The organism is Candidatus Cryosericum hinesii, assembly GCF_003570985.1.
Classification (GTDB): Bacteria; Caldisericota; Caldisericia; order Cryosericales; family Cryosericaceae; genus Cryosericum; species Cryosericum hinesii.
On record NZ_QXIW01000014.1, the window covers coordinates 9,708 to 22,302 of the forward strand.

10 protein-coding genes and 1 pseudogene are annotated in these 12,595 nt (G+C 59.1%); 6 read left to right on the plus strand and 5 right to left on the minus strand.

All coding sequences use genetic code 11. The features are described 5' to 3' along the window. From SMC3_RS09550 to SMC3_RS02420, 3 genes and pseudogenes are all read right to left on the minus strand, one after another. Positions 1-399: pseudogene (locus SMC3_RS09550) on the minus strand (hypothetical protein); the annotation flags it as partial. A gap of 212 nt (positions 400-611) precedes the next feature. After that, the gene (locus SMC3_RS02415) at positions 612-1,328 is read right to left on the minus strand and encodes a hypothetical protein (RefSeq protein WP_126850773.1); all 717 of its coding nucleotides are present in this window, start codon (positions 1,326-1,328) and stop codon (positions 612-614) included. Between the two features lie 61 nt (positions 1,329-1,389). After that, positions 1,390-1,968 carry an RNA polymerase sigma factor gene (locus tag SMC3_RS02420; RefSeq protein WP_165846519.1) on the minus strand — a complete coding sequence of 193 codons (579 nt, stop codon included), beginning with the start codon at positions 1,966-1,968 and terminating at the stop codon, positions 1,390-1,392. 252 nt (positions 1,969-2,220) lie between these two features. Between SMC3_RS02420 and SMC3_RS02425 the strand changes: the two genes are divergently transcribed. From SMC3_RS02425 to lgt, 5 genes are read left to right on the plus strand one after another with little or no spacing between them, the layout of a single operon-like run. Further along, a complete protein-coding gene (locus tag SMC3_RS02425; protein ID WP_119088262.1) occupies positions 2,221-4,689 on the plus strand; it encodes a heavy metal translocating P-type ATPase in 2,469 nt (822 codons plus the stop codon). A 24-nt stretch (positions 4,690-4,713) separates the two neighbouring features. Beyond that, the gene (locus SMC3_RS02430; RefSeq protein WP_119088261.1) at positions 4,714-4,929 is read left to right on the plus strand and encodes a heavy-metal-associated domain-containing protein; all 216 of its coding nucleotides are present in this window, start codon (positions 4,714-4,716) and stop codon (positions 4,927-4,929) included. Between the two features lie 37 nt (positions 4,930-4,966). Further along, positions 4,967-5,239 (plus strand): metal-sensing transcriptional repressor, encoded by a 273-nt coding sequence (locus SMC3_RS02435; protein ID WP_119088260.1) that lies wholly within the window; start codon positions 4,967-4,969, stop codon positions 5,237-5,239. Between the two features lie 11 nt (positions 5,240-5,250). Continuing rightward, positions 5,251-6,633 carry a sulfite exporter TauE/SafE family protein gene (locus SMC3_RS02440; protein WP_119088259.1) on the plus strand — a complete coding sequence of 461 codons (1,383 nt, stop codon included), beginning with the start codon at positions 5,251-5,253 and terminating at the stop codon, positions 6,631-6,633. Between the two features lie 10 nt (positions 6,634-6,643). After that, a complete protein-coding gene (gene lgt / locus SMC3_RS02445) occupies positions 6,644-7,636 on the plus strand; it encodes a prolipoprotein diacylglyceryl transferase (protein WP_119088258.1) in 993 nt (330 codons plus the stop codon). A gap of 33 nt (positions 7,637-7,669) precedes the next feature. Here lgt and SMC3_RS02450 read toward each other — a convergent pair whose 3' ends face one another. Further along, entirely contained in the window at positions 7,670-10,444 is a 2,775-nt protein-coding gene (locus SMC3_RS02450) for a stalk domain-containing protein (RefSeq protein WP_165846520.1), read from the minus strand. Between the two features lie 26 nt (positions 10,445-10,470). After that, positions 10,471-10,755, minus strand: a complete 285-nt coding sequence (locus SMC3_RS02455; RefSeq protein ID WP_119088256.1) for a hypothetical protein — start codon at positions 10,753-10,755, stop codon at positions 10,471-10,473. Positions 10,756-11,085: 330 nt separating this feature from the next. Between SMC3_RS02455 and SMC3_RS02460 the strand changes: the two genes are divergently transcribed. Continuing rightward, on the plus strand, positions 11,086-12,522 hold the full coding sequence (locus SMC3_RS02460; RefSeq protein ID WP_119088255.1) for a phosphomannomutase/phosphoglucomutase: 1,437 nt from the start codon (positions 11,086-11,088) through the stop codon (positions 12,520-12,522). Positions 12,523-12,595 lie beyond the last annotated feature (73 nt).

Here is a 12,595-nt window from a genome sequence, read left to right on the forward strand (position 1 = left end):
GACGCGGGTCGGTTCTTCCTTGAGGTCCAGCAGCTCCATGCCCTGGCGGGCCATGTCTGCCTTGATGCCGGCGGGCATGGCCTTGAGCTGGTCGCGGTAGGGGACGCGGGCGTCGAAGTACTGTGCAAGTTCTTTGGCGACCTCGCCGACGGACAGCTTGTCGACGGGGATCGTCTGGCGGAAGTCATCGATGAACCCGCTGACGTTCTTCATCACGCCAAGCTGAGGCATAAACGCCAAGCCTGCGATGACCAGCCCCATGCGTGAACCGATGCGGAACACTTTGGAGGCCGAGTCTGAGCCGACACGAGCCATGCCCTTCTGGTTGCGGTACGTCTGACGGCTGTCTGCCGCGAGCACGATTCCTTCGGGAATCGTAACATTAATGCCGAGTGACATGCGTCACCTCCCATGCGGTGGTATCCCTTACAGCATGAGCAGGTTTGGCTCGAACGCAACCCTCCTGTTTGGGGTTCCTCTTTGAGATGCGCTGCTCATTCCGCCTGAGTATGTTTTTCCAATACCCCCGAGTATTTCTTCTTAATACGAGGGGTGTACTGAGGGGTACTTCTGAGGGGTGTATTTCCCTGGGTAGTACAGGCGACGTTCTCCTACGGTGTGCCGGGGATGATGATCATGCCACCGGTACCCATCATGTCGTCCATGCCGAGCACGGGGCGAATGCCGACAGCATAGATCGTGGTTTTCTGGTGCCGCCCGACGACCCGGACGACCGTCCCCACGGGGATGTCCGAACCGGAGGGGAAATAGGTCTCCTCGGTGACGACAACCAGCCACCGCTCGCCAGTAAGGCTGTCGACGACCCACCGCTGGGTCGTGCGTGAGACGACGACGCCGATCACGGCACCGCCCATCATCCCGCCGAAGGGGTTCCCTCCACGCCGAAACAGCTCCTGTCCGGGCCCAGCGCGGAAGGTGAACCGCGTGAGGTTCGTTGCGTAGGCGCAACAGGCGCCGGCCACGACCGCAACGATAAGCGCGGCGACCAGCCACCACCTCGCAACACGGTACAGGCGGGCGGTGCGTCGCAGGACGACGAACGAGAGGATACCGAGGATGACGACGAGAACCAGGAGCTGCCATGGGAAATCGAAGAAGGCCGGATGCGCCCACCGCGGACCAAGCCGCATGTCGTCCAGCGTGCCATTCTGGACGAGGATGTACACACTGCCCGCCAGTCCCAGCGCGGTCAGGGCGAACAGGATCGCGACTGCCGAATGCTTCAGGGCCCGCATGAGGCGGAACCGCCAGCCCGGCGTGGGTTCGAGGTGCTGCTCCTCGATCTGCTCAAGTATCTTCTGCTTCATATTGTCGTCCATGCTCATCCTCTCTTAATTGTGAAGGCCATGGTGCCTGGCACCAAGGGATTCACAATGCGGACCGTTGTGCCGGATTTGCATCCAGCAGTTTCCGCAGTTTGTCTTTGGCCCGACTCACGCTGGGTCCCACCGAGTTGACCGCGACCATCAGAATATCCGCTATCTCGCTGTAACTCTTGCCTTCGACCACCGACAGCAGCAAAATATCTCTGCTGCGCTGGTCCAGCTGGTTGAGACCCTTTGCCACGAAATCTTCCAGCTCCCGGTGCAGTGCCTCGGCTGGGACGTCCGTATCGCCGGTCAGGATCTCGACCATTTCGCCATCCAGCTCCAGCTCGGTAGGCACAGTCCCATGCCGCTTGCGTGCCATGTTCACCGCCGTATTGTGGACGATGCGGTACATCCAGGCACTGAACGTCAGGTGTGGGTCGAATCCGGCAAGGCTGCGGTACGCCTGCAGAAACGCCTGCTGGACCACATCTTCCGCTTCCTGCCGCCCGATGAGACGGGCAGCGTATGACGACAAGGGTCGCTCATACCGCTCGACCAGCATTCCAAAGGCGTCCGTGTCCGTGAGCGCCTGTCGAACCAGCTGCTCGTCCGTCGGTTCCTGAGCGCGCATCTCCATACATGTATGATACCAAGGAATGTCCGGTTCCGTACACGCAACATTGCGGAGAGACGGCAGGCATGCCCCCGCACGACCCTGCGATCGATCAGCGACGCCACACGACCGTGTTGCGACAACATGCCGCACGTTCACAATTGTCTCGTTGCAGATTCCGGTGACCCGGATAGGATTGAGGTACACCCCTGGAGGGGTGGGGTACCAACCGACGTTGAACATGCAGCCACTCGTGGCGGCAACCGGGAGGAACAGATGAAGACAAAGGACCTTGGGATCACTGGGATGACCTGTGCGGCGTGTGCAATAGCCGTCGAGCGCTCCGTGAAGAAGTTGGACGGCGTCACCTCGGCCGCAGTCAACCCTGCCACCGAGAAGCTGACCGTCGAGTATGACGAGACCCGTGTCGACGACGAGGCGCTGAAGGCCTCCATCGAGAAGGCCGGGTATGGCGTCGCCCAGCCGTCTGCAGCCAAGACCGTTGTGATCCCGGTACGTGGCATGACGTGTGCAGCCTGTTCCGCGGCCATTGAACGCGCGCTCCGCAAGCTCGCGGGTGTCACCAGCGCCTCGGTCAACCTGACCACGGAGAAGGCGACCGTCGTGTATGATCCCACCCTGGTCCGTGTGTCCGCTCTGAAAAATGCCATCACCGCAGCCGGCTACACGCCACTCGACGTGGAAGTCACCGCGGCAAACGTCGACGAGGACGCGCAACGCAAGGCGCACGAGACCCGCTCCCTATGGCAGCGCTTCATCGTCTCCGCTCTGTTTGCGGTGCCCCTGCTGTACCTGGCCATGGGCTCGATGATACCGTGGCTCGGCTGGCCCATTCCGTCGTGGCTGAGCCCCATGGACTTTCCCCTTCGCTACGCGCTCGTTGAGGTTGCGCTCGTCATCCCGAGCATCGCGGCGGGCTACCGCTTCTACATCGTAGGGTTCCGCGCCATCTGGCACCGGGCCCCGAACATGGACTCGCTGATCGCGATGGGTACATCGGCGGCCATCCTCTACAGCGGCTACTCGACATGGCGCATCGCGCAGGGCTCGTTCGGCGCCGTGAAGGAGCTGTATTTCGAGACCGCCGGCGTCATCCTCACGCTCATTCTGCTGGGAAAGTCGCTGGAATCCGTTTCAAAAGGGCGCACGTCACAGGCTATCAAGAAACTGATGAACCTTGCGCCCAAGACCGCCATCGTCGTTCAGGGCGACCGTGAAGTCGAGCTGCCGGTAGCCGAGGTGGAGGTCGGTGACATCATCCGTGTCCGTCCGGGCGAGAAGGTTCCCGTGGACGGCGAGGTCGTGACCGGCGCCACGTCGATCGACGAGTCCATGCTGACGGGTGAGAGCATCCCGGTCGAGAAGCATCCCGGCGATAAAGTGGTGGGCGCAAGCATCAACGGCAACGGGTCCATCACGTTCCGAGCTACGCACGTTGGGGCCGACACGGTGCTTGCCCAGATCGTCAAGCTGGTTGAAGACGCGCAGGGCAGCAAGGCGCCGATCGCTCAGTTGGCCGACGTCGTCTCGGGGTATTTCGTTCCTATCGTCTTCGGCATTGCCCTCCTGTCCGCCATAGTGTGGCTCATCGCCGGCAAGGGCAGCGTGTTTGCGCTCACCATCTTCATCTCGGTCCTCACGATCGCATGCCCCTGCGCGCTTGGGCTCGCGACGCCCACGGCCATCATGGTGGGCACAGGCAAGGGCGCCGAGTACGGTGTCCTCATTAAGGGCGGCGCAGCACTCGAAATGACACACAAGGTGCAGACCGTGGTGTTCGACAAGACGGGCACCATCACGCAGGGGAGGCCGGTCGTCGCTGACGTCGTGACCGTCCCCGGTGTGGAGCGCAGCGAGGTCCTGGGCCTGGCGGCTTCCACCGAGAAGGACTCGGAGCACCCGCTTGGAACGGCGATCGTCAGGGCTGCCCAGGAAGAGCATATCGCGTTGCAGCCGCTGGAGAACTTTGCAGCGGTCCCGGGACGAGGCATCGAGGGCACCGTGGCTCTCACGCGCGTCCTGCTGGGCAACGCAGCGTTCATGGCCGAGCGTTCGGTGGACGTCGCTGCACTTGGCACTGCCGTCGACCGCTTTGCCGAAGACGGCAAGACCCCCATGTTCGTCGCCCGTGATGGCAAGGCCATCGGCGTCATCGCCGTGGCGGACGTGGTCAAGGAAAGTAGTGCCCGTGCCATCAAGACCCTGCACGACATGGGCATCGAGGTCGCCATGATCACGGGCGACAACCGCAGGACGGCAGACGCTATCGGGCGGCAGGTCGGCATCGACCGGGTCTTGGCCGAAGTCCTGCCCCAGGACAAGGCGCTCGAGGTGAAGAAGCTGCAGGCGGGTGGCAGACGCGTCGCCATGGTCGGCGACGGCATCAACGACGCCCCGGCGCTGGCGCAGGCAGACGTCGGCATCGCCATCGGCAACGGTACGGATGTCGCCATCGAGTCAGCGGACATCGTCCTCATGAGGAGCGACCTGATGGATGTCGCGACGGCCATCCAGCTCAGCAAGGCGACCATCCGCAACATCCGGCAGAATCTGTTCTGGGCGTTCGGCTACAACACGCTGGGCATCCCCATCGCAGCAGGCCTGCTGTATGCGTTCGGCGGCCCGAAGCTCAACCCGATGATCGGCGCGGCGGCCATGTCGCTGTCGTCCGTCTCGGTCTTGACAAATGCACTCAGACTGCGCGGCTTCAAGCCTCGCAGGTAGCACAGACGACAAGGGAGGAATCACATGAAGAAACTGATCCAGGTGAAGGGAATGAGCTGCGCGCATTGTGTCATGCATGTCACCGAAGCACTCAAAGAGGTGCCGGGTGTCACGGACGTCGTCGTGAGTCTGAAGGACGGTACGGCGACTGTGAACATGAATGCTCCAGTCACCAACGAGGCGCTCGCGGCCGCCATCACGGACGTCGGCTACACGCCCGGTACCGTCACCGACCTGTAGGCTGCTCGAGTTCCAGGGTCTCACCCAGGAGGAAACGATGGATCACTGTTCATGTGAGAGCAAGAAGGCCCTTGACACGCTCAAGACTGCCAGGGGGCAGATCGACGGCATCATCCGCATGGTCGAGGAGGACCGCTACTGCATTGACGTCTCCAAGCAGATCCTTTCGGCCACCGCCCTGCTGAAGAAAGCCAACATCACCATTCTCCGACAGCATATGAACACGTGCGTCACCGACGCAGTTGAGCACGGTTCTGGTCAGGAGAAGATCGACGAGATCGTCCTTATCCTCGACAAGTATATGGAGTAACAGAAGTCGGCATGAAGAGTGCAAAGGTCTACGTCGGCGGCATGCACTGCGATGCATGCTCGACCCTTATTACCAGTCAGTTCAAGAAGGTCGCCGGCGTGCGTGGCGTCAAGGTCAACCTGGGCGCGCAAACCGCCGAGATCTACTATGACAACCCTGCGCTGAGTGTGGCAGCCCTCAGGGCGCGCGCTGAGAAGTATGGCTACACCGTCTCGACGTCCCGTCCTGCAGCCACACGTCAGAAGAGCATTCCACTGTGGCAGTGGACTGTGGCGGTTCTCATCGCCGGTGGTATGGTGAAACTCTTCACCCTGCTCCAGAGCTCGGGACTGATGAGTGCGCTGGGGACGACCTCGGCCGGAGCAAGCTACGGCGTGGCGCTGCTCGTCGGCGTCGTCGCGTCGCTGAGCACCTGTCTGGCAGTCGTCGGAGCTATCGTCATCGCATTCGCTGAGACATACCAGGCAGCTCCGGGCGAGAGTGCGGCGTCGGCTGTCGTGCGCCCCAACGTCCTCTTCCACCTCGGCCGCATCGCCACCTTCGCGGTCCTTGGGGGTTTCCTCGGCCTCATCGGCGGGGAGCTGTCCCTGACAGGCCGGTTCATGTCGGTCCTGACCATGGCAGTCGCAGTGATCATGCTGCTGCTCGGGCTCAACATCCTTGGGTTTGCCCCATCACTGACACGCCTCGGCATCAAGATGCCGGCACGCTTGACCGCTGGCATGGACAGGATGAAGACGTCGCGCAGTCCGGTCATGCCGCTGGCGCTCGGAGGTCTCACATTCTTCCTCCCGTGCGGGTTCACGCAGAGCATGCAGATCATGGCGCTCGGCTCGGGCAGCATCGTGCGCGGCGCGCTCATCATGGGCCTGTTTGCCATCGGGACCCTGCCCGTGCTGTTCACTGCGGGCATCACCGCCTCGTGGACACGTCAGCACAAGGTGGTCATCGTTCAGAAGGCTGCCGGGTTCCTGGTCATAGCGTTCGCACTCTTCACGCTCAGCTCAGGTGCGCGCCTGTTCGGCTTCACCGGCCGCGTGACACCAGGCACGACCGCGACGACACAGACTACCACCACGCCGCCGGCCACGACACCGCCCGCTACCACACCACCGACCACGACGTCCACGACCAGCCAGCGTATCGAGATGCATGTCACGTACTCAGGGTTCGACCCGGCTGTCCTGCACGTAAAGAAGGGCGCCCCCGTGACCTTCGCGGTGTTCGGCGACCAGGTGTCCGGCTGCACAAGCCGCATCATCATCCCCAGCCTCAACATTTCCATGGACGTCGGCCCCGGGGAGAACGACATCACCTTCACGCCCACAACCACCGGCAGAATCCCCTATTCGTGCTGGATGGGCATGGTGCGTGGCACCATCATCGTCGACTAGGGAGAAACCCATGCACCCCATAGCTTTTGTCATCGGAAGCCTCACGATTCGCTGGTACGGTATCATGGTTGCTCTCGCGATAGCCGTTGGCATTATGGCAATGTACTTCGAGTCGCGGCGTCAAGGAATCAATGCAGACTACGTTCTCGACATGGCGATCGCCGCTGTGATTGGCGGCATTCTGGGGGCTCGCATCGGCTGGATCATGACGTCTGGAAATGTCCTGTGGTATCTCGCTCATCCCCTCAGCATCCTTGCGATCTGGGAAGGAGGCCTCTCCTATTTTGGCGGTATTATTGGCGGCGTCATCGCTGCCGGCTTCTTGATGCGCCGCCGCCGACTGCCGTTCTGGCACATGGCCGACATTGCGGCGCCCTTTCTCGCTCTCTCATTCGGTATTGGAAAGATCGGCTGCTGGCTCAATGGCGACTCGAACGGAACACCTACGACATCATGGCTTGGCGTCATCTTCAGGAACCCCTTGTCCGAGTCCACCCTGCTCAATCAGAAAGTCTGGCCGGCTCAGCTGTTCAACTCTGCTTCCGGCTTTCTCGTGTTTGCCGTTCTGTTCTGGGTCGTTCGAAAACGCAAACACTATGATGGCCAGGTCTTCATCTGGTATCTGTACCTCTACGGTATCACCAGTTTCATCGTGGAGTTCTTTCGCGACATTCCCGTCCACGTGCTCGGCTTGACCCCAAACCAGTGGACAGATATCGTAATCATCATATTGGGAGTCATCGCCTCAGTGATCCTCAAGCGCCGCCCTCCGGTCCGTCCCGTGCTCCTTGAAGAGCCGGCAACGCCTGACGTCGCAGCACGGCAAGCAAGACGCAGGGGACGCACACCATGGCGGTCTGCCCCTTGTTCTATGTTGGCCGTCCACGTCAGGGCAGTGTGTGCCTCGCGTTATTCGGGGCCGTATGACCCCCATGGTGTGCCCCACAACAACGAGAGCGAGTTTCGTTTCCCTCTCTGGGAATGTCAAAGACAGCCAGAATGAAGAGCGTGTCTGGCTGTCACCTATCACTCTGTCCTACGGGGCGTACGTTATCGTTATCGTCTGGGTGCTCTGTTCCCAGGCGACCGTTGCACCAAGATTCTCAGTAACAAATCTCAACGGAAGCATCGTTCTGCCGTTGATGATCTCAGGGACTACCTTGGCATCTGTTGAATCGATCGGAGTCGACACGCCATTCACGGTCGCGACGCTCTTGCCGATCCAGAGAGCGATGGTCTTCTTCCCAAGCGTCACTGTTGCTTTCTTCGTGGTTGCATCCCAGGCAACGGTTCCCACGAGGGCTTCGATGATTGCACGGATTGGGACAAGGGTCCTGCCGTTTTTGATGACGGGAGGAGAATCAAGAGTCTTCGAGGCACCGTTGACGGTGAACATGGCTTTGCCCACCTGAAGAATCATGATGTTCTGATTCGTAAGTGGCACGATGCTGTCGACATTGATGGTCAACCGCTGATCGCACGCGATTTTGTCCTGACCGGTGACGAGAGTGAGGGCAATCGCCGAGACATTCTGTGACCCATACATTCCAAATGGTATAGTGATCGTACTCCACTTTCCGGTTGGCAACGTTCCTTGAGGGTCAAGTGGCCGGTCCAGGAACAACTTGCCGTTTTGGTCCCATACGCGCAGCCGCAGGTACTTGCTGGACGGGACAATTTCCCCGTTTGTATAACAGTCCTCGGGACTTGCTGTCAGGTGTCCGCCCGACGGGATGAATTTGCCCGTCGTATCGCAGAAGTTCGTTGGACAGACAGTAAGAGCCAGCCCTTTCCAAGGTGCTGCTGCTCCTGTACAGTCAAGAAGCACGCTCGCATCATTGCGTCCAGTGCTCCCAGTCTTGCTCCAAGCCCATTCGGTGAACACACATCGAACAGAAGAGTCTCCCTGATTTTTCACTGTTGTATCAAGGAATGCATATGACGAGGCAGACCCACCGACATTGCGGGTGTCTTCGAAGCTGACGCGGTTCAACTGTTCGAGACTGAGTCCCGCATCAAGCTGTCCCGCTAAGTTCTTGATTATGAATTCACTTGCCTGAGCGTAGTAACCCCCGTATCCAGTGCCCTGTTCGTTCGCTCGGACGGTCCACCACCAGTGCCCCTGGGCAAGAGGCGACGTAAACGTGTAGCTTGTTCCTTGGATGCTATCGATGCGGATTGTCTGTCCATCAGGGAAGGTCTTCTCCGGAGAGATCAGGAGTGTGTAGGAAGAAGCACCTTGAACGGATTCCCAGGAGAATGTTGCCCCATTTCCAACCGTATAGCCATTTACCGGAGCAAGAGGTCCGGGTGCTGGCAATACGGTGATTGGCGTTGAATGAGTGATCGCATTATAGACTTGGCTGTTGGCGGTCTTCATGACATCGGTCAGGGGAGTGTAAGCTTCATCCATTCCGTCCAGGAGACCGAAATTGTAGTGCTCACCATTTGCTGACCCTGTTCCCAGCGCCGGGTCATCGTACCATTTGTGCCATACGATTCCCAGGAATGGGTTGACCGATTGTCCAGAGGATCCCTGCACTTTCATCGACAGGAGTCCATTGAGATAGTCAACGTAGGCATGTGCTCTATCCGACTGAGTGGCGACCCTGTTTCCCCCAAGCCAGGAGTTGTCATACGTCGGAAGGCTCGTATCGTTTGCAATGTATGAATGCTCGGTGATGAGGATTGGCTTGCCAGATGCTTTCGCCATATCCGAGATGATATGATCCGTCTTCTCAAGCGCGACGTAGTCTAAGTAGCTGTTGGCGCAGAATACGTCACAGTACTGGCCCGCAGCCTTCCATATCTGCTCGTTGTAGTCCAGGTATTGCGTGAAGTCCTGGGGCAGGAACCGTTCCGAGAGTACGAGCAAGCGTGGAGCTACTTTGCGTACGGCTGCGGCGAGTGGTTTGTAATAGGCATCCGCAATATCTTTGGAAAAATCGACCTTGTCCTTGTGGATCTGGGGGTACGTTGAGTTGTCGGCAATACTTGTGCACTGAAGCACGTCATCCCAGGAATGGAACTGGGTCCCATAAACATTGTTCAAGTTATCGACTGTTGGATAGCGCGTCTTGAGAAATGTGTTGACCCAATACTGTTTTCCAGCTGTAGTGGAAGGCAACCCTATGAATACGTTGGGCAATCCGATCGGGTCGTTACTGTCGCCATTCCATTCCTGTTCGTTCCCCAAGTACACACCAATTGTCCACGGGTCATCGGCCAGGGGTCCTACCTCTTTTTCAACTTTATTGACACATGCGACAGCGTAGCGAGCATCGAACACATCGACAAAGAACGTGGCTGCCCGTGGTACTCCGTATGCTCCTGTCAACCAGTTCATATCCAACAGCAAAAACCTCGACATACCAGCTATTTTCGGAGCATTCTCCATGATCAGCGTGCTGTTGAACCCCCAATCCTGTGAGCGTTCAAGCTGCTTGTTCGCCCAAGCATCCGTAGAGGAATACTTCGCTTCGTTCACGAGCCAAGTTGGGGCATAGCCAAGAGCGGGGCAGTCTTGCCAGACAGGTCCGGGAGTGCAGTGCTGATCTCCGAGAACCCACAGTACATTGTTCTCCGGGGTTACAAACCAATATCGGTCCCCGATGAGCTCAATGGTCCAGTGCCCCGTGGTGTTGTGACCCTGGAGTCCTTTCCATCCGCCATACTGGTCGAGACCTGGATCAGTCGTTGTCTGTGCCATGACTGATGTAGTTGACAAGGGAACGACAAAGCCAACCATGAAGATACTCAGAACCAGTACAAGAACTAAAATCTTCATCATCCATCGATTACCATGTTTCATATTTATCCTCCTCCAACAGAGATTCTTCATGGCTGGTACGTGATCGTGATCGTTTTGATTGCAGCTGCCCAGGTTGCGTCGCTGTCCGTGGAGCGGAAGACGCCACCAATGTCGGTACCAGCGTACAGGGTGGAAGGATTTTGGGGGTTGATGGCAAAACAGAGGACATTCATGCCGGTGAGGCCAGTGTTCGCTGCTGCCCAGCTCCCCGTATCTGCTGCTCGTACAGCGGGGATGCCAACCAGTACACCCGAAAGACCAAGAACAGGACACAGTACCAATGCCAAAACAAGACGGACGAAGTGTTTCATAGTCAACGCCTCCTTCAGGCTCTTCCTCCTGCAATTAATGCGATTATAGCTACGCGTGTGACAGCGGTCAAGCAGTCTGCTCCTCGACAAGTACATGGAGTAACTGTAACACTCTCGGGACACAACCACCCCTCGTCTTGAACAGAAAGGCTCGGGGGGTTCCGTTTTCTCGGAGAGTGTTACACCCTGCTGCTCGTTTGACACCCCTGCGCCCTCTATTATCATAAATAGAAGAAGTCAGACATGGCTGGAACGTATGGCGGCCGATGAACCGTTGCCTGGGCGGGCTGTTCACGGCGTTGGCAATTGTCAGTGTACGGGAGGTGGCGTATGGCGTTCGACAGGTCGATGTTTCGCATGTACGATATCAGGGGTGAGGTCGGCAAGGAACTGACGCCTGAAGTAGCCCGGTGTATCGGCCAGGCGTACGTTCACCTTGTACGGCAACGGACCGGCGCAACCTCGCTCACCTTCGCCGTCGGCCGCGACGTACGTCCCAGCAGCGAGGACCTTGCTGACGCGCTCATCGACGGTATGACGAGCCAAGGCGGTGACGTCGTGGACATCGGTGTCGTCCCCACGCCCACCCTCTACTATGCTCTGTTTGCTCTGCACGTGGACGGCGGGATGATGATTACCGGCAGTCACAACCCACCGCAATACAACGGGTTCAAGGTCGCCATCGGCCAGGAGACGCTCTACGGCGACGACATCCAGCGCATCGCGGACTTGGCCGAGATCTGCTACCCCATCGCGTCTCATGTGGGTTCGGTGTCTCACCTCGACCTCCTGTCCAAGTACCGTGACGAGCTGGCGGACCAGTTTGGCCATGGACCTCTGGGCGCAGCGGGCAAGCCGCGGCTCAAGGTCGTCATCGACTGTGCCAACGGTTGTGCGGGACTGGTCGTCCCGGCCCTGATGAAGAAGCTGCACATCGACGCGGTGTTCATGTATCCTGAACCAGATGGTACCTTCCCCAATCATCACCCGGACCCCGCTCGTCTGGATACGCTGGAGGGATTGCGCAAGCGCGTGCTTGCCGAACGCGCGGACTTCGGCCTCGCCTATGATGGCGACGTCGACCGTATCGGCGCCGTCGACGAGAACGGCGATGTTGTCTGGGGAGATAAGTTGACCTACATCTATGCTGCCGACATCATCGCGCACTGGAAAGGCCCGGGCAAGGCCAAGGTCATCGGGGAGGTCAAGTGCTCCAAGACCCTCTTTGACGGTGTGGAGAAGCTGGGTGGCATGGCCATTATGTCGCCGACGGGGCACTCGCTCATCAAGAAGAAGATGCGCGAAGAAAAGGCTCAGCTGGCGGGCGAAATGAGCGGCCACATGTTCTTTGCCGACCGCTACTACGGGTATGACGATGCCATCTATGCTACGCTGCGCCTGCTGGAGATCGTATCGGACGGCCTCAGGGCCGACCCGAAATTCGTGTTCTCCGATCTGCTGAGGACACTGCCGCCCATGGTGGCTTCCCCAGAGATCCGCAGACCGTGCCGCGAGGAGGACAAGGATCACCTCGTGCATGGGTTCGTCGACGCGTTCCGCCGGAAGTTCCCGCAGATGGCGCACACTATTGTCAAGGTCGTCACCATCGATGGTGCCCGTGTCGAGTGGGCGGACGGCTGGGGGCTGGTACGCTCCAGCAACACCGAGCCCCTGCTTGTCCTGCGCTTCGAAGCGAAGACGCAGGAGCGGGTCGACCAGCTGAAGAAGGCGTTCGATGAAACGCTGGCGTCCTTGGCCACGCCATGAACAAGCGTAAAGAGAGCATGATGGAGAATACGGGAGTCCGCAAAGCGGTCATCCCGGTAGCCGGTATGGGGAC

Coding starts and splice junctions, on each gene's coding strand:
- SMC3_RS02430 (WP_119088261.1), top strand. CDS start 4,714: ATGAAGAAACTGATCCAGGTGAAGGGAATGAGCTGCGCGCATTGTGTC.
- SMC3_RS02425 (WP_119088262.1), top strand. CDS start 2,221: ATGAAGACAAAGGACCTTGGGATCACTGGGATGACCTGTGCGGCGTGT.
- SMC3_RS02460 (WP_119088255.1), top strand. CDS start 11,086: ATGGCGTTCGACAGGTCGATGTTTCGCATGTACGATATCAGGGGTGAG.
- SMC3_RS02450 (WP_165846520.1), bottom strand. CDS start 10,444: ATGAAACATGGTAATCGATGGATGATGAAGATTTTAGTTCTTGTACTG.
- SMC3_RS02415 (WP_126850773.1), bottom strand. CDS start 1,328: ATGAAGCAGAAGATACTTGAGCAGATCGAGGAGCAGCACCTCGAACCC.
- lgt (WP_119088258.1), top strand. CDS start 6,644: ATGCACCCCATAGCTTTTGTCATCGGAAGCCTCACGATTCGCTGGTAC.
- SMC3_RS02420 (WP_165846519.1), bottom strand. CDS start 1,968: ATGGAGATGCGCGCTCAGGAACCGACGGACGAGCAGCTGGTTCGACAG.
- SMC3_RS02435 (WP_119088260.1), top strand. CDS start 4,967: ATGGATCACTGTTCATGTGAGAGCAAGAAGGCCCTTGACACGCTCAAG.
- SMC3_RS02455 (WP_119088256.1), bottom strand. CDS start 10,755: ATGAAACACTTCGTCCGTCTTGTTTTGGCATTGGTACTGTGTCCTGTT.
- SMC3_RS02440 (WP_119088259.1), top strand. CDS start 5,251: ATGAAGAGTGCAAAGGTCTACGTCGGCGGCATGCACTGCGATGCATGC.